The 21627-nt window shown below is 58.5% G+C and carries 23 protein-coding genes; 13 read left to right on the top strand and 10 right to left on the bottom strand.

Annotated features, from left to right (window positions below; all coding sequences use genetic code 11):
• The first annotated feature begins 27 nt into the window (after positions 1 to 27).
• Positions 28 to 1182 carry a hypothetical protein gene (locus EO087_RS13510; RefSeq protein WP_128899324.1) on the top strand — a complete coding sequence of 385 codons (1155 nt, stop codon included), beginning with the start codon at positions 28 to 30 and terminating at the stop codon, positions 1180 to 1182.
• A 16-nt stretch (positions 1183 to 1198) separates the two neighbouring features.
• Here EO087_RS13510 and ung read toward each other — a convergent pair whose 3' ends face one another.
• From ung to EO087_RS13485, 5 genes are all read right to left on the bottom strand, one after another.
• Positions 1199 to 1909 carry a uracil-DNA glycosylase gene (gene ung / locus EO087_RS13505; RefSeq protein WP_128899323.1) on the bottom strand — a complete coding sequence of 237 codons (711 nt, stop codon included), beginning with the start codon at positions 1907 to 1909 and terminating at the stop codon, positions 1199 to 1201.
• Entirely contained in the window at positions 1906 to 2772 is an 867-nt protein-coding gene (locus tag EO087_RS13500; protein ID WP_128899322.1) for a response regulator, read from the bottom strand. Before EO087_RS13500 ends, ung begins: the two co-directional genes overlap by 4 nt.
• Before the next feature lie 150 nt (positions 2773 to 2922).
• Entirely contained in the window at positions 2923 to 3900 is a 978-nt protein-coding gene (gene ftsX, locus EO087_RS13495; RefSeq protein ID WP_128899321.1) for a permease-like cell division protein FtsX, read from the bottom strand.
• Positions 3897 to 4574 (bottom strand): cell division ATP-binding protein FtsE, encoded by a 678-nt coding sequence (gene ftsE / locus EO087_RS13490; RefSeq protein ID WP_128899320.1) that lies wholly within the window; start codon positions 4572 to 4574, stop codon positions 3897 to 3899. Before ftsE ends, ftsX begins: the two co-directional genes overlap by 4 nt.
• A gap of 116 nt (positions 4575 to 4690) precedes the next feature.
• Positions 4691 to 6331 (bottom strand): DEAD/DEAH box helicase, encoded by a 1641-nt coding sequence (locus EO087_RS13485; RefSeq protein WP_128899319.1) that lies wholly within the window; start codon positions 6329 to 6331, stop codon positions 4691 to 4693.
• A 378-nt stretch (positions 6332 to 6709) separates the two neighbouring features.
• Here EO087_RS13485 and trxA point away from each other — a divergent pair, with 378 nt between their 5' ends.
• Complete coding sequence (gene trxA / locus EO087_RS13480; RefSeq protein WP_128899318.1) at positions 6710 to 7036, top strand: thioredoxin TrxA; 327 nt, start codon at positions 6710 to 6712, stop codon at positions 7034 to 7036.
• Between the two features lie 154 nt (positions 7037 to 7190).
• Positions 7191 to 8954 carry a transcription termination factor Rho gene (rho, locus tag EO087_RS13475; protein ID WP_128899317.1) on the top strand — a complete coding sequence of 588 codons (1764 nt, stop codon included), beginning with the start codon at positions 7191 to 7193 and terminating at the stop codon, positions 8952 to 8954.
• 60 nt (positions 8955 to 9014) lie between these two features.
• On the opposite strand, the gene EO087_RS13470 is transcribed toward rho, so the two are convergent.
• Positions 9015 to 9818 carry a M23 family metallopeptidase gene (locus EO087_RS13470; protein ID WP_164931847.1) on the bottom strand — a complete coding sequence of 268 codons (804 nt, stop codon included), beginning with the start codon at positions 9816 to 9818 and terminating at the stop codon, positions 9015 to 9017.
• 507 nt (positions 9819 to 10325) lie between these two features.
• On the opposite strand from EO087_RS13470, the gene EO087_RS13465 reads away from it, so the two are divergent.
• Together EO087_RS13465 and EO087_RS13460 are read left to right on the top strand one after the other, a co-directional pair.
• Positions 10326 to 10988, top strand: a complete 663-nt coding sequence (locus tag EO087_RS13465; protein WP_128899315.1) for a response regulator — start codon at positions 10326 to 10328, stop codon at positions 10986 to 10988.
• Between the two features lie 50 nt (positions 10989 to 11038).
• Positions 11039 to 12532, top strand: coding sequence for a sensor histidine kinase (locus EO087_RS13460; RefSeq protein WP_164931846.1), 1494 nt, complete (start codon positions 11039 to 11041; stop codon positions 12530 to 12532).
• 5 nt (positions 12533 to 12537) lie between these two features.
• Here EO087_RS13460 and EO087_RS16900 read toward each other — a convergent pair whose 3' ends face one another.
• From EO087_RS16900 to EO087_RS13450, 3 genes are all read right to left on the bottom strand, one after another.
• Entirely contained in the window at positions 12538 to 12660 is a 123-nt protein-coding gene (locus EO087_RS16900; protein ID WP_255417025.1) for a hypothetical protein, read from the bottom strand.
• A 34-nt stretch (positions 12661 to 12694) separates the two neighbouring features.
• Positions 12695 to 12796 carry a hypothetical protein gene (locus tag EO087_RS13455; protein ID WP_128899313.1) on the bottom strand — a complete coding sequence of 34 codons (102 nt, stop codon included), beginning with the start codon at positions 12794 to 12796 and terminating at the stop codon, positions 12695 to 12697.
• Between the two features lie 284 nt (positions 12797 to 13080).
• The gene (locus EO087_RS13450) at positions 13081 to 14274 is read right to left on the bottom strand and encodes a fatty acid desaturase (RefSeq protein WP_128899312.1); all 1194 of its coding nucleotides are present in this window, start codon (positions 14272 to 14274) and stop codon (positions 13081 to 13083) included.
• 152 nt (positions 14275 to 14426) lie between these two features.
• Between EO087_RS13450 and EO087_RS13445 the strand changes: the two genes are divergently transcribed.
• The 6 genes from EO087_RS13445 to EO087_RS13415 all read left to right on the top strand — a co-directional run bounded on the left by EO087_RS13445 (position 14427) and on the right by EO087_RS13415 (position 19498).
• On the top strand, positions 14427 to 15179 hold the full coding sequence (locus tag EO087_RS13445) for an ABC transporter ATP-binding protein (RefSeq protein WP_128899311.1): 753 nt from the start codon (positions 14427 to 14429) through the stop codon (positions 15177 to 15179).
• The gene (locus tag EO087_RS13440) at positions 15176 to 15961 is read left to right on the top strand and encodes an ABC transporter permease (protein WP_128899310.1); all 786 of its coding nucleotides are present in this window, start codon (positions 15176 to 15178) and stop codon (positions 15959 to 15961) included. The genes EO087_RS13445 and EO087_RS13440 overlap by 4 nt, the downstream gene beginning before the upstream one ends.
• Before the next feature lie 8 nt (positions 15962 to 15969).
• Entirely contained in the window at positions 15970 to 17292 is a 1323-nt protein-coding gene (locus EO087_RS13435) for a DUF4350 domain-containing protein (protein WP_128899953.1), read from the top strand.
• Positions 17289 to 17783 carry a hypothetical protein gene (locus EO087_RS13430; RefSeq protein ID WP_128899309.1) on the top strand — a complete coding sequence of 165 codons (495 nt, stop codon included), beginning with the start codon at positions 17289 to 17291 and terminating at the stop codon, positions 17781 to 17783. Before EO087_RS13435 ends, EO087_RS13430 begins: the two co-directional genes overlap by 4 nt.
• A 1-nt stretch (position 17784) precedes the next feature.
• Positions 17785 to 18612, top strand: coding sequence for a bifunctional DNA-formamidopyrimidine glycosylase/DNA-(apurinic or apyrimidinic site) lyase (gene mutM, locus EO087_RS13425; protein WP_128899308.1), 828 nt, complete (start codon positions 17785 to 17787; stop codon positions 18610 to 18612).
• Positions 18613 to 19039: 427 nt separating this feature from the next.
• Positions 19040 to 19498, top strand: a complete 459-nt coding sequence (locus EO087_RS13415; protein ID WP_128899307.1) for a DUF3828 domain-containing protein — start codon at positions 19040 to 19042, stop codon at positions 19496 to 19498.
• Between the two features lie 65 nt (positions 19499 to 19563).
• Here EO087_RS13415 and EO087_RS13410 read toward each other — a convergent pair whose 3' ends face one another.
• The gene (locus EO087_RS13410) at positions 19564 to 19791 is read right to left on the bottom strand and encodes a hypothetical protein (protein WP_128899306.1); all 228 of its coding nucleotides are present in this window, start codon (positions 19789 to 19791) and stop codon (positions 19564 to 19566) included.
• A gap of 410 nt (positions 19792 to 20201) precedes the next feature.
• On the opposite strand from EO087_RS13410, the gene EO087_RS13405 reads away from it, so the two are divergent.
• Positions 20202 to 20690, top strand: coding sequence for a CesT family type III secretion system chaperone (locus EO087_RS13405; protein ID WP_128899305.1), 489 nt, complete (start codon positions 20202 to 20204; stop codon positions 20688 to 20690).
• Positions 20691 to 20917: 227 nt separating this feature from the next.
• Entirely contained in the window at positions 20918 to 21337 is a 420-nt protein-coding gene (locus EO087_RS13400) for a transposase (protein ID WP_128899304.1), read from the top strand.
• Positions 21338 to 21627: the final 290 nt, after the last annotated feature.

The following is a 21627-nucleotide window of genomic DNA, read 5'->3' as shown; positions in this document are numbered from 1 at the left end:
TGAAACAACATGGGCCGAGGGGTTGTCATGGACTTGAATACGCGCATGAGCTTGTGCGTCAAACAGGTGGTTCTCAGCACGCTTGCACTTGTTCTTCTGGGGGGCTGCACGGACATTGGACCGCGAAGCATCCGCGCCAATCGCGCCGACTACAATATGGCAATCCAAAGTACAAGCGATCAGGAGCTCTTGCTTAACATCGTACGGGCGCATTACCGCGACAACATGTACTTCACTACGGTGGAACGTGTGGTGTCGACAGAGCAATTGCTTAGCTCCGCTGGTGCCAATCTGTCCGCGGGGTGGACCCAGAGCACGCCTTACAACAAGGGAACAACGTCCTCGTCAGTGATCAGCCACGGCCAGAGCCAGACCCTCGGACTGGGCCCCGCGGCTGTTGCGCTCAACGACGAACCGACCATTTTTTATGCTCCCATTGAAGGAGAGAAGTTCGTGCGCCAGATGATGACGCCCATGAATCTAGAAACGCTCATTCTGCTCGTACGTTCTGGCTGGTCTATCGACCGAGTATTTGCGGTGGCCGTGCAGGAAATGAACGGCCTGGGAAACGCGCCAAGCGCAAGCGGACCTACACCGCTCTATGAGCCGGAATACCGCGATTTTCGCGATGCGACTCATTTGATGCGAGTAATGCAGCGTACGCACAATCTCGATGTGGGGCGCACGGCCAGCAACAAGTCGGTGGAATTTCATTTTCTGCATGGAAGCGAGAACAGCGCGGAAGCGAAAAAGCTGAAGCAATTGCTACATCTGGCTCCAAACATCGATCGGATCGCCATAACCAGAGACGACAAAAAACACGATGATCACACCATTTCCATCACGACCCGACCTTTGATCGCCGCCATGAACTACCTGTCGCAAGCAGTTGATGTACCCGCAATCGATGTCGCCAGCGGACGAGTGACCAGAACCGTGCAGAACGATGGCGTAACGCCGTTCAAATGGCAGGATTTGCTGGACGGACGATTCGAGGTGCACAGCTCTTCAAAGCCACCGGAAGCGCCAAGCGTCGCCATCCATTATCGCAATGCGTGGTTTTATATCGCGGACAATGATCTGGAAAGCAAGTCCACCTTCGTCTTGTTGACGCAACTGATTGCCCTGCACTCGGTGCCGCCAAAGGAGGGTCCGGTGCTTTCCTACTCCGTGGGGAATTGATGGTGCAAGCGTTGCCTTAAAATGCAGCGAGTTGTATTCGGGACGGCAGCGACCAATCGATGGTCTGCTGCTCTGTTTTTTCCAGGTAATGATTGGCCGCCGAGAAATGCCCGCAGCCGACAAACCCGCGATGAGCGGACAACGGCGAGGGGTGCACGGATTTCAACACGGCATGACGACGCGTATCGATAAGTTGACCTTTACGCTGCGCATACGAACCCCACAGCATAAAAACAATGCCTTCGCGCTCGCGGTTGAGCGCATCGATGGCTGCGTCGGTAAAACCTTCCCAGCCCTTGCCTTGATGCGAAGCCGCCAGCCCGCGCTCGACGGTAAGCACCGCGTTGAGCAGCAACACGCCGCGATCTGCCCACGGCGTGAGGCACCCGTGATCGGGTGGCGGGATATTCAGGTCGCGCTGAATCTCTTTGAAGATGTTGATGAGCGATGGTGGTGTCGGCACACCGGGCCGCACGGAGAAACACAGGCCATGCGCCTGATCGGGACCGTGATAAGGATCCTGTCCCAGGATCACCACGCGCACCGATTCAAAGGGGGTGTGCGCGAAGGCGTTGAAGATTTCCGGGCCGGGCGGATAAATCACCTTGCCTTGTCGCTTCTCGTTGCGCAGAAACTCCGAAAGCGTCCGCATCTCCGGACGCTGCAGGTAATCGCCAATACGATCCTTCCAGGAGGGTTCGAGCTTGATGCGTTCTTCTTCACTCATTCCGGTGGGTCCATTTCTTCACGTGTGCGTTCTTCACGTGTACGCAGGTGTTGCGCGACACGCAATTGAAACAGAAGCTTGGTGACCAGCAAACGTTCCTCGACCGGCTTTTCGACCAAGTCGTTGGCGCCTGCACGTATCAGCGCAGCCTGACTGTCGGGATTTTCATCGCCCGTCATCACCAGTACCGGCAATTTACCCTTGCTGTAGCCGAAATCGGTGCGAATGAATTTGAGCAGATCACCGCCAGTCAGTTCGCCCTTGAGGCTGATGTCGGTCAACACGACGTCGGCACCGACCGAACCCTTGGCGCGCTCGGCTTCGAGCAGTGCCAACGCATCTTCCACGCTTACTAAATGACGTACGGTCAAGCCAATCTTTTCCAACATGCGGCGTGTCGCCAAGGCCACCACACGGCTGTCTTCCACGTAAAGCACCATGCCTTCCGCGGCGCTGTCCGGCTTGACATAACCGCGAATGAATTCGGCCAATGCCTGGAAGCCTAGCGATTTGTCGAAATAGTCAGTGACGTGCTCACCCAGGGCACGGCGATGCAGACGATCGTCCACGTCGCCGGACACCACCACGATCGGCACGTAGACCTGCGGCGCGAATTCGCGCACGTAGCGCGCCAACTCCAGCCCGTCCATATCGGGGAGGCGCAGCGCGATGGTCATGAAGTCGAAGACGCCTTTATCAAGCAACTGCTGTGCCTCGACTGCCGTACCGCATCCCACCACCTCGGCCTGTGGCAATTCCGTCTTCAACACCCGCGTGATCAGTTGGCGGACAACTTTGGAGCCATCCACCACCAACACACGCGGTGTGTTGCTGAGATCACGACTGCTGATGCTTGCACTCATCAAAAAACCTCACCAGCCCAGTCAAGCGTGGCCTCCATGCTCATGCATCAGCAGGCGCCCCTCTGCACCCGTTTGATATGCGTATGGTGCACCCGGCTGTTGACGAATGGTTACGAACGATTTCACCACCCGCTAAATCCAAAGGATGCCCTATGCCGCCCGTCGCAATTGCCAAGCGCTGACCAGACGGGCACCAAGCCAGCCCAGGAAGGCGGCGGCGAACGGCACCGCCAGCAGCAGCCACAGCGGCAGGCCGTCGACGTGCAACGTTCCTTCGTAAACCTGACTAAGGCGCACCACTGGCTCGGCCAACGCAAGCTCGATGGCCAGGACCAACCCGACCGCAAGGATGCCAGCGAACAAGCCGTACCAAATGCCCGCATATAGGTAGGGGCGACGCACGAACGCACGACTGGCACCCATCAGCTTCAGCACGCCGATCTCTTCGACGCGGCTGGTGATGTCCACGCGCACCGTGTTGCCGACTACCAGCAACACTGCAAGCGCAAACAGCGCAACCAGAATCAGTACAGTGCGGTCACCCACGCCCAGCAAGGCATCCAAGCGTTGCCGCCAGGTGCCGCTGTCTTGCACCAGGTCCACGCCTTGCATACCGCGCAGATCATCGACGAGATGATTGGCTGCATCGGCAGGGAGGCCATCCTGTGGCTGAACTTGCAGCACAAAGGGCAACGGGTTGTCGTCCAGCACATGCAGCGAATCGGAGAAACCCTGCATCTTGCTGAGTTCTTCCATGCCTTGCTGCGGGTTTTTTACCGTGACACTGACGACACCATCATGCTGTTCGACCTGCTTGGCAAGCAACTGCGCATTGCTGGCCACCTGATCGGATTTCAGGAAGACGTTGATGATCTGGTTGCGCCCCAGCGCATCACCCAGCGATTGCACATTGGACAACAGCAGGAAGAAAGCCAGCGGCAAGGCCAGCGCAAGCCCCATCACTGCAATGGTGAGCACCGTACCCACGGGCTTGGAAGCGAGACGGCGCAGGCTGGCCCCCGCACTCCAACCATGATGTTCACGCCAGCTCGCCACGGGGCGACCATGACTGCGCTCGGTGCGTGCAGGTGCTGCCATCATTGACTGGGTCTCGTCCGACGCACTCATAGCACCTCCTCCGCCGCCACGTCAGCGACAAGGCGGCCATGGTCGAGCACGGCCACGCGTTTTTTCATGCGTTTGATCAGGGGAAGATCGTGGCTGGCAATCAGCACGGTAGTGCCAAACTGCTGGAATTCCGCGAACAGGCCCATGATTTCAACAGCAAGCTGTGGGTCGAGATTGCCGGTTGGCTCATCGGCAATCAGTACGCTCGGCTTAGCCACGATGGCGCGGGCGATGCCGACACGCTGCTGTTCGCCGGTAGAAAGCGAAACGGGAAGCTGGCGCTCGTCATCGAGCAAGCCGACTTTTTCCAATGCCGCGCGCACACGCCGGCCGCGTTCCTGCGGTGCGATGCCGCCAATCACCAGGGGCAGCTCGACATTGGCGAATACGGTGCGATCCATCAGCAGGCGATGATCCTGAAACACCATGCCAAGGCTGCGACGTAGCTTGGGAATACCTCCCTGGCCGATCTTCGCCAAGCTCTGCCCATCGAGGCTGATATACCCATGCGAAGGACGCTCGATCAGCGCCAGCAATTTGAGCAAGGTGCTCTTGCCAGCACCCGAGTGACCGGTAACGAACGCCATCTCGCCTTTGGCGACTTCGAATGTGAGCTGAGAGAGGGCTTCGTGCCCCCCTTCATAACGCTTGCTGACTTGGTCGAAGCGGATCACCGCGTTCCTCACCTATGAACCGTGTCAATGACGGCAAGGATAAGGGATGACTTAAGTGTTGTGCGCGTCTTTGCTTGGCCTATCACTACAAATTGGCGTGGCGACGGGATATCGGTTCAGCGACCGGTGAACAGATTCACCAAGCGACGGAAGAAGCCTTGTTTCCGCGGTGCGGGCTGTTCACCAGAAGGCGATTGAGCCACCACTTGTCGCGATGGGCGATCGTTATTGCTGGCCGAAGTGACCGCCGGATTGGTAGCGACCTCTGCACCCGCTGCATCACCCGAACGGCGGCGGCCACGTCCGCCACGACGACGGCGCTTGCGCTCGCCAGCGGCTTCGCCTTGCGCCTTATCGGACGCCGGGGTCAGAGCTACGGTGGCTGCGGCAGCATCTTCAACACGTGGCTTGCGGGGACGATCTTCGCGGCGACGCTCTGGGGAACCCGAACGCTCGCCACTGCGACCACCTCGACGGCGCGAGCCACCTGAGGATTTTTCGCGCGACTCGACCTTGTCGCCAAATGCCGCGCTATCGGCTGCCGCATCCGCCACGAACTGCGCATTCATCTGCTTGGGCTCCGGTATGACCAGCAGCTCCGGCCCGATCGTAGCGGCGGGAATTTTCTGCCCAATGTATTCCTCGATATCGGGCAAGGACATCGCGTAGAGATCACAGGCAAAGCTGATCGCGTCGCCCTCGGCGCCTAGACGGGCGGTACGACCGATGCGGTGCACATAGTCTTCGGCGTCCTGCGGCAGGTCATAGTTGAAGACATGGCTAACGGCAGGAATATGCAGGCCGCGTGCCGCCACATCAGTGCAGACGAGGATGTCGAGCTGGCCGTCCTGGAAGCGCTGCAACAACTTCTGGCGCTTCAACTGCGGCACGTCGCCGGACAAGGCGCCTACGCGATAGCCTTGACGCTTCACCCGATCGGTGATGCGCTCGGCCGCAGCCTTGGTGTTGACGAAGATGATGCTACGTTCGGCCTTGGTTTGCTCAAGCAAATTGAGCAGCAGCGGCATCTTCTCTTCCTTGGCGGGGAAGTAGACGAGCTGGCGCACCCGATCGGCGGTGACGTTGTCAGTCTCCACCACCAGTTTCTCGGCGTTGTGCATGTGCTCGTAAGCCAGCTCCAGCACGCGATGCGATAGCGTGGCCGAGAACAGCAGCACCTGGCGCTGCTCGCGCACTGGCAGGCGGCGGAAGATGAAACGCACATCCTTGATGAAGCCAAGATCGAACATGCGATCGGCTTCGTCGACCACCATGACTTCGACACCGTTGAACCCGAACACGCTCTGTTTGTGGTAGTCGAGCAGGCGGCCGGGGGTCGCAATGATGATGTCGCAGCCATCCTTCAATAGCTGACGTTGTTTGTCATAGTCCACGCCACCGTAGATCAGCGCCGTGCGCAAGTTGGTGTAGCGGCCGATGTTCTTGGCGTCCTTTTCGATCTGGATCGCCAGTTCCCGGGTCGGTGCGATCACCAGCGCACGCGGATCGGAATCTTTGCGCTCGGCGACCGCCGGCTGGCTCAGCAGGCGATTCATCATCGCAACCAGAAAGGCGCAGGTTTTACCGGTGCCGGTCTGGGCCTGGCCGGCGACATCGCGCCCCGTCAGGGCGACCGGCAGAGTCAGTGCCTGGATCGGCGTACAACGTGCAAAGCCGGCCTCGTCCAGGCCTTTTTGCAGCAGCGGATGCAGGTCGAATTGGGTGAAAAAGGTTTCGGTGAGTACGGTTTGTGACATAAATTGAGAGTCTGGTACGGACCGGCGCGAAGCGCCCGGCCCGGTCCCGCAGTTAACCTGGCAACCTTGGGACGGTGGATGGATGCGGCGCGCTCGCAACGCGGCGCCGAAAAGGCAGCACGCCCCGCAGGCATAGGTGAAACGGCTCATAAAGCCACCTTATCTAATGCCAGCCGGACCTGTCGTAGGGATAATTTGAACCATTCCGCGTACCCTTGAATCGCTTGAATCACGTCCCGACTTACGCTGAAATGGAACCCTGCCGCAACGGCACCGCTTCCATTTCCGGATCGACCCGCGCCTCATGGGCATTTCAATAGTGTAGCTGATGATCAGCACGCGGTCGTAAACCCTTACCCGCCTACCTCGGAGACCACGGTGAGCGAACATATCAGCCATGTGAACGACAACACCTTCGATCAAGAAGTGCTGAAGTCGGAAACCCCCGTTCTGCTGGACTTCTGGGCCGAATGGTGTGGCCCGTGCAAAGCCATCGCCCCCGCTCTGGAGGAGCTGGCCAAGCAGTACGAGGGCAAGCTGCGCGTGGTCAAACTGAACATCGACGATAACCCGAAGACTCCTAGCCACTACGGCGTGCGCGGCATTCCAACCCTGATGGTGTTCAAGAACGGGAAGGTGGAAGCCACCCAGGTCGGCATGGTCAGCAAAGTCCAACTCGCCCAGATGATCGACAAGGCGATCTGAATCGCTGTAAAGCTTATCTCGCTGCGCATGCCCTTTACGACGCTGCGCAGCGAGTGCTAGATTCCTACCAGTCGGAGCTGTCCTGCTCCCTCGCGCGTTCCGCGCAACGCTCGTCCTCCCTATTGTCATCAACGGCGCCCCGTGAGGTTTGCCCGTGTCCGATATCGAAAGCAAAGATTCTTCCGACGCCACCAGCGCCGAGGCCAAATCTGTGAGTGAAACTCCCACCCGTACCCGCTCGCCAAGACGCTCCGCTGCCGCTGCCGCAGCAGCCGAAGCCAACGCCCAAAATGAAAGGCCAACGACAGCCCCAGCTCCTGCCGTCGAGCGCCCGGCTCCCACCCCGGAAACACGCGCGGAAGCTCCCCCTCCTCCAGCGCAAGAGCAACTGCGCTACGACAATGGCCAGAGCCATGAAGGACAGGAGGCTCCACGCGAGAATCCTCAGCAGAGCACCCAAAATGGCCAGAACAATGGCAGCCAGAACCCCTATCAGGGTCAGGGCAACAACGACCGCCGTAATGACCGTAATGACCGCAACCGCCGCCGCCGCCACGAGCGCGGCCAGCGCCCGCAGGGTCCGGGCGGCCCGCCGCGCAATCCACACGGTCTGCCGGTAGATGACGAAAACGCCGACATCGGCAGCAACGACCGCGTCATCAACCTCACCGAACTCAAGCGCAAGAATCCGGTTCAACTGCTGGAATTCGCCGAATCGCTCGGCATCCAGGAAGGCGTCGCCCGCCAGCGCCGCCAGGACGTGATCTTCAACATCCTCAAGGCCCACGCCCGCTCCGGCGGCGGCATCTGGGCCGAAGGCGTGCTGGAAATTCTGCAGGACGGCTTCGGCTTCCTGCGCTCGGCCGACGAGTCCTACCTGGCTGGCCCCGACGACATCTACGTCTCCCCCAGCCAGATCCGCCGCTTCAACCTGCGCACCGGCGACTACATCACCGGACGCGTGCGCCACCCGAAGGAAGGCGAGCGCTACTTCGCGTTGCTGAAAGTCGACGACATCAACGGCGATCCGCCGGAAGCATCGAAGAACAAGATGCTGTTCGAAAACCTCACCCCACTGTTCCCTCGCAAGGTGTTCCGCCTGGAGCGCGGTAACGGGTCGACGGAGGACATCACTGGACGCATCCTGGATCTGGTCGCACCGGTCGGCCGCGGCCAGCGCGGGCTGATCGTGTCGCAGCCAAAGTCCGGCAAGACGATGATGCTGCAGAACGTCGCGCAGGCGATCCAGTACAACCATCCGGACGTGCACTTGATCATGCTGTTGATCGACGAACGTCCGGAAGAAGTGACGGAAATCGCCCGCACCGTGCGCGCCGAAGTGATCAGCTCCACTTTCGACGAACCGGCCGTGCGTCACGTGCAGGTGGCCGAAATGGTAATCGAGCGCGCCAAGCGCCTGGTCGAGCACAAGAAGGACGTGGTGATCCTGCTCGACTCGATCACTCGCCTGGCCCGCGCCTACAACACCGTGGTGCCGAGTTCCGGCAAGGTGCTTACTGGTGGCGTGGATGCCAACGCGCTGCAGCGTCCGAAGCGCTTCTTCGGTGCCGCGCGCAATGTGGAAGAAGGCGGCTCACTCACCATCATCGCCACCGCGCTGATCGACACTGGCAGCAAGATGGACGAGGTGATCTACGAAGAGTTCAAGGGCACTGGCAACATGGAAGTGCACCTGTCTCGCCGCATCTCCGAAAAGCGCGTGTATCCGGCCATCGACATCAACCGCTCTGGCACGCGCCGCGAGGATCTGCTGATCGAGCCGGACCTGCTCGCCAAGATCTGGATTCTGCGCAAGCTGCTGCATCCGATGGATGAGCTGGCAGCGATGGAGTTCATGCTCGACAAGATGAAGAATACCAAGTCCAACGACGAGTTCTTCAATTCGATGAAGCGTTGATGTCCACTGCACGAAAATAGCAAAACGCCCGGCGATCGTCGGGCGTTTTGGCTTGCCGCATCACAACGCAGCGAGGTAAGGCCCCGGATCCACCCGCTGACCACTGCGATGAATTTCAAAATGCAGATGGGGTCCGGTGGAATGACCGGTCGATCCAATCTTGGCAATCTGTTGCCCAGCTTTCACCTTCTCGCCTACCTTCACCAGCAACCTGGAATTGTGCGCGTACAACGTCTTGTAACCGTTGTGGTGATTGATCACTACAACGTTGCCAAACGAACGATCACTGGTCGCGCGGATGATGGTCCCCGGCGCGACGGCATACACGGGCGTACCCGCGGGTGCCGCCAGATCGATGCCACGATGGAATACATGGCCTTTCCCGATGGGGTTCGGACGATGGCCAAATTCGGATGTGACGCGCATGCGCGCAATGGGCATGCGCGTTTCCATTTGATGGAACCTGGCTACTTCATCCATCGGCAGCGGCTCGTCTGTATCCTGCGCATCAGACTCGTACCCAAACGCAAAGTGATCGGTGGCCGCGCCGTAGATGCGCGTCAGCGTGCGGAAATAGGATCCCGGTGCTGTCGATGGCTCATCAAGCACGTTGTCAGCGGTCGCCGCGTAAACGCGCTTGGAAACGTTGGTGTGCGAGAGCCAGCTTTTTTCCAGCATCTGCAGAAAATCGGGCTGCTGACCGTCGGCAAACGCAATCATGCCCGAATCGGCCCGCATTCCCTCCGCCGATACGATGACGGCATAAGCAGCCAGCCATACAGCAAGCATGCCGCTGGCTACGGCAAGCAGATGAACACGTGCTAGATGCTTTTTGACGCAAGGCAGGCTGGCAACGAACATCATTTTTTCCGGCACGCAGAGACTTAACCCATACTCACGGGCAAAAAGCTGCTGTGGAGGGAATAGCGAGAACATCCTCATCTCGCTGGCTTGATAGTGTTGCCATTGGGCCAGAGATCGCCGGGCACAGATATCGGACAAAGTCGAAAAAAACAGCCCAAAAATACCCAAAAATTGTTGGTTTACATGAATAAACAGTCCATTTAATGCTTCACTGACGACCCCATAACCGGGTTCTTGCCTCGTTCAGCAGCATTCGTACAAGCAGGAAATGCCCCCAAATGCCCACGGACCCTCTGATTTATTCCTACGCACCCGGCATAACGTCCAGAAGGCCCGCAGGCTGTGTGCGCGGCGCAGGGCAGACTGGCCGTCTGTTCAAGCCGCGTGGCGCAGCCTGCGGGCCTTCTGGACGTCACCCCGACCCTTAAAATCAGCATGTTGGGGCCGTACTGTGTTGTAGGCATACTAACTGTTAGAATTTTATGTTTCCCATTTTCTTCGTCGGTAATGCGCATTCTGCTAGTTGAAGACGATCCCCTGGTATCCGACGCCATCGTGCGCGGCCTTGCCACCGCCGGGTATGCAGTCGACGCGGTGACCGATGCTGAATCTGTCCAGGTCCACCTGGACGCCGCCCACTACGATCTGGCCATCGTGGACCTGGGACTGCCGGGAGAGGATGGTTTTACCTTGGTCCACCGCCTGCGCCGCGAAGGCAGTTCACTGCCGTTGTTGATCGTGACAGCACGCGATGGCCTAGATGACCGTATCAACGCGTTGGACCTCGGCGCTGACGATTACTTGGTCAAGCCGTTCGCCCTGCCTGAGCTTGCTGCACGTTGCCGCGCCCTGATTCGTCGCGCCACCGCCGCCGCCAACGAAATGGTAGTGGGCCGCCTGCGTATCGATCTGGCCGGACGCCGTGCCATCAACGATGACAGACGAGCGCTGGAGTTGACCCGTCGCGAATGGTCCATCCTGGAATGCCTAGCCCATCACAGTGGACGCGTGGTGAGCAAGGAGCGCTTGATCCAGGCGATCGGGAGCTGGGACGAGGAAATCTCCGGCAACGCCATCGAAGTGCATGTCTCCCGCTTGCGTGCCAAGCTGGGTGAAGCAGCCACGGTGCGAAGCATCCGCGGACTGGGTTATCGCCTCGACGACGCCTAGGATGCGTTGATCGATTCGATGTACGCGGCATGATGTCCCGCTCCAGGCCTATGCGCACCCCCAGCATCCGGGGCCGATTGCTCGGCTACTTGCTGCTGCCCTTGGTGCTGCTGTTGATCGTTAGTATATGGGCCGATCATCGCACCTATGTCACGTCCATGTACGAGATATTCGATCGTGCGTTATCGCATGCGGCGGTCGCGATTGCTGCGCGTGTGCAAAAAGGCGCCAATGGACGCCTTTATGTCGAAAGACAAGATCCGGGTCCGCCGTTGATCCATGCCCCCGGCAACGAACCTTTGCCGCCACCGCCAGGTGATGAGCCGTTCGAGCCCATCGGCGACAGGCCACATCCCCGGTCCGATTCCGAATACCGCCCCATGTCCTGGATGCAACTTTATCCAGGTGGCAGGGCGGCCTTCTTTTATCGGGTCAACCTGGCTGACGGACGCACGCTGGCAGGCGATGAGGAGCTTCCCGTTGCCAACAGCCAGATCGTCGACAACCTCAATTACAGTGACGCGGCCTACAAAGAACAACAACTGCGCATCGCCAGCTACCATACGGAAATCGGTGGCGAGCCAATCACCGTAACGGTGGGTGAAACAGTACATCGGCGCGATGCAGTGGTGCACCGACTGGTTACCGTCGTCGGCATCAGCGATGGCATCCAGTTGCTGCTGGTGGCGGGACTTTGCCTATTCGGCATCACCATTGCGCTGCGACCGATCCATCGACTGCGCGACCAGATCATGCGTCGTGATCCGCAATCCTTGCAACCATTGCCATTGGAACCGGTACCGAGCGAAGTGCGCCCACTGGCGGAATCGCTCAATACCTTGCTGGCGACAGTGCGCGATTCGGCCCTGGCACAACAGCACTTCCTGACCAATGCCGCCCATCAATTGCGCACCCCGCTCACTGGCCTGAAAGCGCAACTGGAAGTGCTCGCCGATGAAACCCAGGATAACGCCCAGCAAGCGCGCATCGGCCGCCTGCAGGGCAGCGTGGATCGATTGGCCCATACCACGAATCAGCTTCTCGCCCTGGCGCGGGCGGAGCCTTCAGCGCACGGTCCCAGTGACTTCGTCGCCATCCAGCTCGACACATTGATCGGCGCCGTGGCGGGCTCCCTGCTCGATCGGGCGCTGGCGCAAGACATCGACCTGGGCGCCGAATGCGAACCCATCCAGGTCCATGGCGTATATTGGCTTCTGCACGAACTGCTAATCAACCTGCTCGATAACGCTATCCGCCACACACCCAAGGGCGGCAACATCACACTCCGCTGCGGGCGGCACGACAATGCACCGTATCTGGAAGTGGAAGATAGCGGTCCAGGGATCCCGCACGCCGAGCGTGAACGCGTACGTGAGCGTTTCTACCGCTCGGCAGGAAGCGATGGCCAGAGCAGCGGGCTCGGCCTGGCCATTGTGGAAGAAATCGCACGCAGCCACCGTGCGCGCTTCGAGATCCTGGATGCCTGGGAGGGAACCGGCACGCGTATGCGCATCGTGTTCCCCCAGCATGCCTCTACTGAATAAAGTAGTTATTTGCGAGGCGCCAGAATCGCACCCATCAAATCTTTGCCACTTGTCCGCACCAGATACGGATAACGCAAGCCGTCGCGGTAATCGATCTTCACGGTGCTGTAGAGATCGACATTCTTCACCAGCAGTTCGATCGGCGCCTGCGAATTCTTCGCATCAGCGATCAGGGCTCCACAGGCCTGCGTGGGCAGTCAGCACGCCGCACCAGTAATCGGCAAGCCCTTCGTACACCCACGGCAGATCATCCTGCATGGGCATATTGAAGTTGCATGTCCGTCAAATTTGCGCATTGCTCTACCCATTTCTCATTTTTGTTTATTATTTTTTCGATGTCAGGACGGGTGAGTAGAGCGTGAGCCCCTCCCTCCGGGAGAGGGGCTTACCCATCAGATGTTGCGGATGTGTGTAATCGGATGCCCCTAAGTAGGCGAGAACGGTTATCCGATCAACACATCTACCGCCCTGCTCATTGACACTCCCAACAAGAAAACCCGCCTTGAACAGGCGGGTTTTCTTTGCTCATCGCCATGGCAGTCCAAATATCAACCGGCCGCCACGGCGTAACCTTTCAGACGCTGCGCGAATTCCTGCAATGCACGAATGCCGCTCTGCTCGGCTTCAACAATCCATTGCTGCAGACCCTTCAGGGCTTGCTCGGCGCCACGCTGCTCCATCAGCTCCGCCAGGCGATTGCGGAAATCGCAAACCGTACTGAGGGTTGGGCGTTTGGCCAACACCGCCTGCATGCGCTCGCGGCCTTCGCCATCGAGCCAACGGCCACCATCGGCGAAAGCACGACGCAGGCGGCGCGGAACAGCCTTGATGCTTTCGCCGGCGTGCTGCGCTTCGTCAGCCAGGGTTGGCACGATCACATTGCGGTAGTAGTCGGTCATCGCGTGGAAGCGGTGAGTCAGCACGGCCTTGAGCGTGTCGGCATCCGGCAGGTACACGTTGGGGCGGATATTCAGCGTCGGCGCCACACGCAGCACCTTGGCAAGACCCACCGCGCGCAACAGGCAGATCATCGCCCAGCCGATATCGAACTCCCACTTGCGCAGCGCGAACTTGGCCGAGCTGGGAAAAGCGTGGTGGTTGTTATGCAGCTCTTCACCACCGATCCAGAAGCCCCAAGGAATGAGGTTGGTAGCGGTGTCGGAACTTTCGAAGTTGCGGTAGCCCCACCAGTGGCCGATGCCGTTGACGAAGCCAGCCGCCCAGAACGGAATCCAGGCCATCTGCACAGCCCACACGGCCGCACCCAAGACACCGAACAGTGTGAAGTTGATGATCAGCATCAACACCGGGCCCCAGTACGGGTGGCCGGTGTAGAGCTTGCGTTCGATCCAATCGTCTGGGGTGCCGCGGCCGTACTTCTCCAGGTCTTCCTTGATGAGGCTGGCGTCGCGGTAGAGCGACACGCCATCCCAGAACACCTTTTTGATGCCGTAGATCTGCGGGCTGTGCGGATCTTCCTCGGTTTCCACCTTGGCGTGGTGCTTGCGGTGCACAGCCACCCACTCCTTGGTGACCATGCCTGTGGTAAGCCAGCCCCAGAAGCGGAAGAAATGGGAAACGGACGGATGCAGGTCGATACCGCGATGCGTCTGGCAGCGATGCAGGTAGAGCGTGACGGTAAAGATGGTGAGCTGGGTGACTACCAACAGGTAGACAAGGAGCTCCACCCACCCGGCACCACTCACACCGCCGGAAAGGAACTGCAGTACAACATCTAACATCTTGGATACGCCTGAAAAGGTTGATAAAGCATTGAAGCAGTGTAGTAGAGGGATCGCATACCCACCAGCATGGTAACGCCCTCTCCGTTAAAGCACCGCTTCGTGACGATGTACGGTTGTGCAACGGATAGGGTCACCCTGACAATCATGCAATGAATGCGCCGAAACTTGCTTCACCTCCCGTACTGCAACTTGAAAGAGTCACCCGACACCGTGCCGGCCGGCTCGCCGTCCGCAACCTGAGCCTGGACCTTCAGGTCGGCCAAGTGCTGGGGCTGCTTGGGGTTAATGGCGCGGGCAAGTCGACCACCTTGGCCATGATGGTCGGTGCATTACGACCCGATAGTGGCAGCATTCGTCTGCTGGGGCAGGATTTCTCAGAACACCCTGAACTGGCTCGGCTGGCCATCGGCTGGCTGCCGGAAGGTGCCCCGCTTTGGCCAGAACTGACCGTGCGTGAACATCTTGACGCACATGGCAGCCTGCGTGGCCTGACGGGCCGCCATCTCAACACGGCAAGGGATGCCGTCATCGAGCCACTGGAACTGCAAAATCTGTCGCGCCGCCTGGCGGGCGTCTTGTCACAGGGTCAGCGCCAGCGCCTGGGATTGGCCTGCGCACTACTGCATCGCCCAGCCCTGCTGGTGCTGGACGAACCGGCCAACGCACTCGATCCGGTGCAGGTCGTTGCATTGCGTAGCCTGCTGCGTGAGCGGGCAGCCAACGGCACCACCGTTATTCTTTCCACCCATCAGCTTGCCGACGTGACGGCTGTGTGTGATCGCGTGGCGATCCTGCATGAGGGCACCTTGCGCCATGATGCGCCGTTGCCTGTGGATCAGCATGCCGCCCTGGAAAAAACCTTCTTCGACATCGCAATGGCCGGCAGGACTCAAGCCGCATGACACTTTTTGCTGTGACGCGACTGGAACTGCGCCGCCTGTTTGTGCGTCCGCTTGGATGGATTATTGCGGCACTGGCTCTGGCCGAACTAGGCTGGCGTTTTGCGCTACTGCTGCAGATTTTCCTGCTCAATCAGGTTCGGCTTGCCGCCTTGCCCGACGGCCCCGGCTACACCGATCTGGTCGCCGTGCGCATGGATAGCAGCCTGATCACCGGCAGCCCCTTGCCGTTCGGCGTGATCGAACTGGCATTGCTGGTGGTGCCGTTGTTGACCATGTCGACACTCGCGAGCGAGCGCAACGCCGGTACCTTGCCGTTGTTGTTTGCGAGCGGACTGTCATCGGCACAGATCCTGCTCGGCAAGTATCTCGCCGTGCTGATCTGGCTTGCCTTGTGGTTGCTGCTAGCGCTGGCCATTCCGATCAGCCTCGCACACGGCACATCGTTGGACTGGGGCAAGCTCGCTGCAGCGACCCTGGGCACCTTCCTCGCGCTGGCAGTGCTGGGAGCCATCGGCGTAGCCTGCTCCGCGTTCGCCTCACACCCTGCAGTTGCCGCGGTTGCCACCCTGATGGCGGGCCTGGCACTGAACTGCGTCAATCTCGGCGCGCAAATGGCAGGTGTCAGCAACGGCTTCGTTAACTGGCTGGCGATGAGTACACATCAGGAAAACCTGTTGCGTGGATTAGTGTCGAGCGCGGACATCACCTGGTTCCTGCTGGCCATCGCCGTAGCGTTGGCACTGGGCACACAACGCCTTGCGGCAGATCGGGAGCGCGGTTGATGACGTTGATAAATACGATCATCCGCCGTCTCCACAGTTGGCTATTTGCACTACTGGTGCTGGTTGGCGCCTGCGCGATCGGATATCTCACATCCCGCCATGATCATGTCGTGGATTGGACTTACGGCAGCCGCATCAGCATGGCGCCGGAAACACGTGCAGTGCTGGCGAAACTGGATGGCCCGGTCGATATCGTCAGCTACGCCAATCCGCAAGGCGATCTGCGCCAAACCATAGCGGCTGTATTGCAACGCTATCAGCAAGCCAAACCTGATATTCATCTCAGCTTCGTCGATCCACAGAAAGATCCCGCGGCAATGCGCCATCTCGGCATCACGGTCGACGGCGAGCTGATCCTGCGTTATCGCGATCGCGAGCAGCGCCTGGATATGCTGTCCGAACGCAGCCTCGCCCAGGTGTTCGAACGACTGGTTCGAGGCAACGATCGCATCGTCGCTTTCGTGACCGGCGATGGTGAGCGCCGTGCGGATGGCGTTGCCAATGCCGATCTGGGCGCCTTCGTTTCGCAGCTTGAGCAAAGTGGCATGCGTGCCGTGCCACTGAATTTCTCCCAGATCGCCACCGTGCCCGATCAAACCGACCTGGTGGTGTTGGCCAGTCCGCAGGCCGCCGTGTCGTCCGCGGCGACCAAAGCGCTGGTCGATTATCTCGGCAACGGTGGCAACCTGCTGTGGCTGGCCGATCCAGGCAACCAGGATCCCTGCCTGCAGCCACTGGCCGACACACTCGGCATTCGCGTATTGCCCGGCGAACTGATCGATGCGTCAAATGCCGCGCTAGGTTTGAAGGATCCGCGTACCATTCCGCTGGGCGATTACCCGCCCAGCCCGATTACGCGTGGCTTTACCCTTACCACGCTGTTCCCCGAGGTGGCCGCATTGGCGGAAGTGCACAAGCGCGAATGGCAGGTCACGCCCTTCCTGCGCTCCAGTCCGCAAGCCACCACCCAGGCCATGGATGGTTCGTCCGGCCATGGGTTGAAAGGCCCCCTCGATTTCGGCTTCGCGTTCAGCCGCCTCTCACCAAGCCCAGCCAAGGCTGAGCAGCGCGTGGTGGTCATCGGTAATGGCGACTTCCTTTCGAACAGCTATCTCGGCAACGGCGGCAACCGCGCCCTGGGCGAACGCATCTTCAACTGGCTGCTCGGTGACGACGTGTTGATCAACATGCCTTCGCACGGCGCACCGGATCGTGTGCTAACCATTTCACAAGCTGAGCTGAGTTTCCTCAGCATCGCTTACATCTTGGTCATACCGATGTTGCTGCTGTTGATCGGCGGTGTCATCGCCTGGCGGCGGCGTCGCTCATGAAACGTGCGGTGCAACGACAGCTCGGGTTGTTGGCAACAATCATAGTTCTGCTAACGGCCGTAGCGTGGCAGGTGCGCAGCGACCGATTCGCCGCACCCGGTAGCTTGTTGTCCATCAACCCCGACGCCATCACACAAGTGGAACTGCAGCTAGGCCGCGCACCGGCCGAACACTATGTGAAGCGCGAGGAACATTGGTGGCGTGTGGATCAAGCCAACACCATCCGTGCCGATGATTTGCGCTTGCGCAAACTGGCTCGCATCGCTGCCGCGCCGGTGCAAAGCTGGGCTCCCTTGATCGGCTACGACGCCACCAAGATTGGCCTGGCCCCGCCGCAAGCCCGGCTTGAGCTGAACGGCCAAACCCTACTTTTCGGCGGCATCACGGCGATCGATCAAAATGGTTATGTACAGGTTGGCGATCGCGTAGGTATCGTCTCCCTGCGCTACATGCCGCGCTCGGCCCAAAGCCAAAACATCAAGGCAGAATGACATGCCTGAATTGCCGGAAGTCGAAACCACCCGACGAGGCATCGCACCGCATCTGATCGGACGCCGCGTAGCAGGCGTAACGCTGCGGCGCACTGATTTGCGCTGGCCAATCCCGCCCGAAATCAGCGAACTTCTGCCTGGCCAACGCATTGAAGAAGTCGAGCGTCGCGCCAAGTACCTGTTGTTGCATACGCATGCTGGCAGCGCATTGCTGCATCTTGGCATGACTGGCGTATTGCGCGTGCTGCCACCGGACGTGGCGCCCGGCACGCACGATCACGTTGATATTGCGCTTGAACCCCTGCGAGGCGAACAGGCACGCATCCTTCGCTTTACCGACCCGCGCCGATTTGGCTGCCTGCTTTGGCAGCCGCCGGGGATCACCCATGCGTTGCTGGCCGCACTGGGTCCGGAACCGCTTACGGATGCCTTCAACGGTGACCTGCTGTTCCAACGCTCACGCGGACGCAAGGCGGCGGTAAAACTGTTCCTGATGGACAACACGATGGTGGTCGGCGTTGGAAATATCTATGCCAGCGAAGCCCTGTTCGCTGCTGGCATCGATCCACGCCGCAGCGCAGGCGCGGTTTCCCGCCAGCGTTACCAGCGCCTGGCCGCAGAGGTGAAGCGCATTCTTGCCTGGGCCATTGAACGCGGCGGTACCACCTTGCGCGACTTTCTCAATCCAGACGGTGCGCCGGGTTATTTCTTCCGCGAGTTGTTTGTTTATGGGCGGAAAAGCGAACCATGTAAGGTGTGCGGCGCGACGATCCGACAGGCGCTAATCGGACAGCGCTCGACGTTCTGGTGTCCACGCTGTCAGAAGTAGATTGGGGTGCAAACCCTGAGGTTTCCCAACGTTTTTCGCATTTTCATGCATGAAAGCTCATTTGTTGCAGCACTTCGTCTGGTGGAGATCGTAAATATTCAAGCCATTGTGACGCCTGATCAATCAGCCACTCCCCATTTTGCTCTGATGCATCGCTGAACATGGATTTCTTTGTGATGGCGATGCTGTGCTGGCGTCCATTAGGGCGATCGCTGATACATATCCCACAAAATCTCTGACAATGCTGAGGACATTTTTAGCATTTCATTTGGCGTCTTGATCAATCAAAGTTTGGCCTGAGCTTTAACGGCACGATTTGGGTGTCTGATTTCAAGCAAAGACCAGGGCCGGAAGGTTTCTATCCTGGCCCTGCCTATAGGGCGGCGAGACCACCCTATACGATTTACCGTCACGACTGAGAGGGCTTATGTCGAAGAAGTTTTACTTGATCGGTCCAGCGCTCGCACTGCTGATTTATGCACTGTGCTCACATGCAGCATCGTCGCAGAGAATCTCTTCCCCTGAAGCTGCTGTAAAGGCGTTCTATTCGTGGTACGTCGGTACGGAGTCCAAGTCAAAATTTCCGCTACTTGACGACCACATCTATGCCTACGTCGAAAAGAAGACCGTGGATGCGTTGCGCCGCGATTACGAGCAAGACAACTTGCCAGGGGACGCAGACTATTTCACAAAGACTCAGGATCTCGATGAAGATGACTGGAGCAAGCATATGCTGATCCGCCCTCCAGTCATGTTGGGTGAGGTTGCGGTGATCATCGCCACCTTTGGCTCCGGCCCGACAAAGTCGAATGTGATCATTTTCCTCCGGAAGCAAGACAACTTATGGAAGATCATGAAAGTCGAAGACACAAAAGACTATTTTTGACCTTGTTTAGCTAATCCAAAACAGGGTCACCATTTCGCCGCCGAAGTCAAACCTCAGGGTCAGGTTCACTTCCTGGGCGGACGATGTGCCGGACGTGTACCAGCGAAGCGTTGGGTCTTTGCTTCTACCATTGCCTGGAAGGTGTCATGACCAAGTGCGCGTTGCTGCTGTAGGTAGGTGTGTATGGCCTGGAGTTCGTCGTCCGATAACGCTTCACGCAGCAGCGCCTGATAAGCGGCGCTACGTTCGGTTTCTGTGATGCCTAGTGCTGTATATGCTGGATGGGCAGTCACTATCGCATCAGGACGAAGTCCGCAATGAACAGCAGCACTAGACCACGGAAACTTCGTAGGGTCATCGATCATGCATGCACGAACAGGATTGAGATCGATGTAGCGGTGACAGTGCAAGATGTAGCTTTCGCTGTCGACGAGGCAAGACTTATAACGCCCCTCCCACAAAGTGCCTGTGCGCAGGTGGCGTATATTGAGTAGGGGGCGCGGAATCAGGTTATTGAGACACAGCCAATCTCAGGTAAATACCCGATCGTCACCGTTGTTTGGCGAGAAGATAATTCTGAATAACTCGAAGGAGCGAAGGCGCTTCGGTTTGTCACTGACTATGAAGCGATGGATGGCGTTCTTCAAAAGGGCGGGTCCTTTACTCACGCACTTTACTAACGCAAATCGTGGTAACAAAGCTTATGAATAAAGATAGTTTCGAGCGACTGCTCTCAGAATTTAGTTCAACGATCGGGCTGCCTGAATTGTCGTTTGATGAGGACGGCATGGCCTATCTCACGGTGGATGATAGCCATCCCATCATTTTTCGTCGCGATGATGCGCGCGGCTGTCTTGTGCTCCTTGGCCAAGTGGCCGACACACTGCCCACGCACACGGATACAACACTTTGGTTGGATATGCTTGCCATGGGCTTGAAGCCGCTTCGCAACGGTGAGCCAGGCATGGGCGCGGACCTGGACTCAGGCCAGGTGTTGATCCATCAAAGTCTGCCGCTTGCTGAGCTTCATGTCGCTCAATTGGTGGATACCTTCTTTTCATTTATCGACTTGCAAATGGTATGGGCTCAGCGACTCGAAGCCAGCCGCCTTTCCGAGCCGCAAGCGCCAAGCCTTAATCAGTCGTCGACATGGCTTAGCGAAAAATATGGCCATTTGCGCAATCAAGCATAACTATCTTATTTCCCTTTGAAAAAGGCCTTATCAGTGGGGCCTAAAATTCCACTGGAAACTTTAGATCATCCTTTTACTAATCTAACATTAGTAATGTCACATAATGAAGCTGGATACCTTGCATCATAGGTTTTTCTAAGGTCTAGTAACTAAACACCTCACCAGGGATGCTCTGATTTATTCCACGTTTCTGGCATGCTACCGCCATCGCCTTAGTTAGCCACGCCATGAAGCAAACCACGTTCGCGTCACTGAGCTACAGCACCAAAAAGCGGCAGACACGCCGAGAGAAGTTTCTGGCGCAGATGGAGCAGGTGGTGCCATGGAAGTGGCATTTTGGCATGAAGGCGCACATTGGCGTGGACATGCAATCGGGTTTGGTGCACACGGTGACGTGCACAGCAGCGAACGAGGCCGACATCAACGAGGCCGGCAAACTGCTGCATGGCAAGGAAGAGATGGCGTTTGCCGATGCGGGTTACACCGGCGTAGAGAAGCGCGAGGACGTGAAGGACAGGGACGTAGAGTGGCAGGTCGCGGCCAAGCGCGGCACGGTGACTGGGTTGCCGGAAGGCAAGCTCAAGAAAGCGACCAAGTGGTTGGAATACCTCAAGGCGGCGATTCGCTCAAAGGTCGAGCATCCTTAAAATAGCAGTCACACAACATCCTACAAACAGAACTCTTAAAATTACGCAGGAATTAACATGGAAATAGCGATAAAGCAAACATCCCAAAATCATGCAACAAAAGTGCCCCACACCCAACCCGGAGGCTTTCCGGTCCGGCCGTCGAATGTAATTTTCCCCCTCACCTTCGCCGGAAGGAACTATAACGTCACTGTGGACCCCGCAGACCGATTTACGGTCCAGCGATCCGACGGCTTTATATCACGTTTTATTACCGGATTGTGCGATTTTTTCTCGCGCCCACCACGCGA

It is taken from the genome of Dyella sp. M7H15-1, from assembly GCF_004114615.1.
In the GTDB taxonomy this organism is placed as follows: Bacteria; Pseudomonadota; Gammaproteobacteria; order Xanthomonadales; family Rhodanobacteraceae; genus Dyella_B.
Note: the sequence above shows the minus strand (reverse complement) of the source record. Positions and strands in the feature narration are given on the sequence as shown.

Excerpts from the sequence above, each read along its gene's own strand:
- EO087_RS13510 (WP_128899324.1), top strand. The coding sequence starts at position 28 with ATGGACTTGAATACGCGCATGAGCTTGTGCGTCAAACAGGTGGTTCTC.
- ung (WP_128899323.1), bottom strand. The coding sequence starts at position 1,909 with ATGAGTGAAGAAGAACGCATCAAGCTCGAACCCTCCTGGAAGGATCGT.
- EO087_RS13500 (WP_128899322.1), bottom strand. The coding sequence starts at position 2,772 with ATGAGTGCAAGCATCAGCAGTCGTGATCTCAGCAACACACCGCGTGTG.
- ftsX (WP_128899321.1), bottom strand. The coding sequence starts at position 3,900 with ATGAGTGCGTCGGACGAGACCCAGTCAATGATGGCAGCACCTGCACGC.
- EO087_RS13485 (WP_128899319.1), bottom strand. The coding sequence starts at position 6,331 with ATGTCACAAACCGTACTCACCGAAACCTTTTTCACCCAATTCGACCTG.
- EO087_RS13470 (WP_164931847.1), bottom strand. The coding sequence starts at position 9,818 with ATGATGTTCGTTGCCAGCCTGCCTTGCGTCAAAAAGCATCTAGCACGT.
- EO087_RS13465 (WP_128899315.1), top strand. The coding sequence starts at position 10,326 with ATGCGCATTCTGCTAGTTGAAGACGATCCCCTGGTATCCGACGCCATC.
- EO087_RS13460 (WP_164931846.1), top strand. The coding sequence starts at position 11,039 with ATGCGCACCCCCAGCATCCGGGGCCGATTGCTCGGCTACTTGCTGCTG.
- EO087_RS13455 (WP_128899313.1), bottom strand. The coding sequence starts at position 12,796 with ATGCCCATGCAGGATGATCTGCCGTGGGTGTACGAAGGGCTTGCCGAT.
- EO087_RS13450 (WP_128899312.1), bottom strand. The coding sequence starts at position 14,274 with ATGTTAGATGTTGTACTGCAGTTCCTTTCCGGCGGTGTGAGTGGTGCC.
- EO087_RS13445 (WP_128899311.1), top strand. The coding sequence starts at position 14,427 with ATGAATGCGCCGAAACTTGCTTCACCTCCCGTACTGCAACTTGAAAGA.
- EO087_RS13440 (WP_128899310.1), top strand. The coding sequence starts at position 15,176 with ATGACACTTTTTGCTGTGACGCGACTGGAACTGCGCCGCCTGTTTGTG.
- EO087_RS13430 (WP_128899309.1), top strand. The coding sequence starts at position 17,289 with ATGAAACGTGCGGTGCAACGACAGCTCGGGTTGTTGGCAACAATCATA.
- mutM (WP_128899308.1), top strand. The coding sequence starts at position 17,785 with ATGCCTGAATTGCCGGAAGTCGAAACCACCCGACGAGGCATCGCACCG.
- EO087_RS13415 (WP_128899307.1), top strand. The coding sequence starts at position 19,040 with ATGTCGAAGAAGTTTTACTTGATCGGTCCAGCGCTCGCACTGCTGATT.
- EO087_RS13405 (WP_128899305.1), top strand. The coding sequence starts at position 20,202 with ATGAATAAAGATAGTTTCGAGCGACTGCTCTCAGAATTTAGTTCAACG.
- EO087_RS13400 (WP_128899304.1), top strand. The coding sequence starts at position 20,918 with ATGAAGCAAACCACGTTCGCGTCACTGAGCTACAGCACCAAAAAGCGG.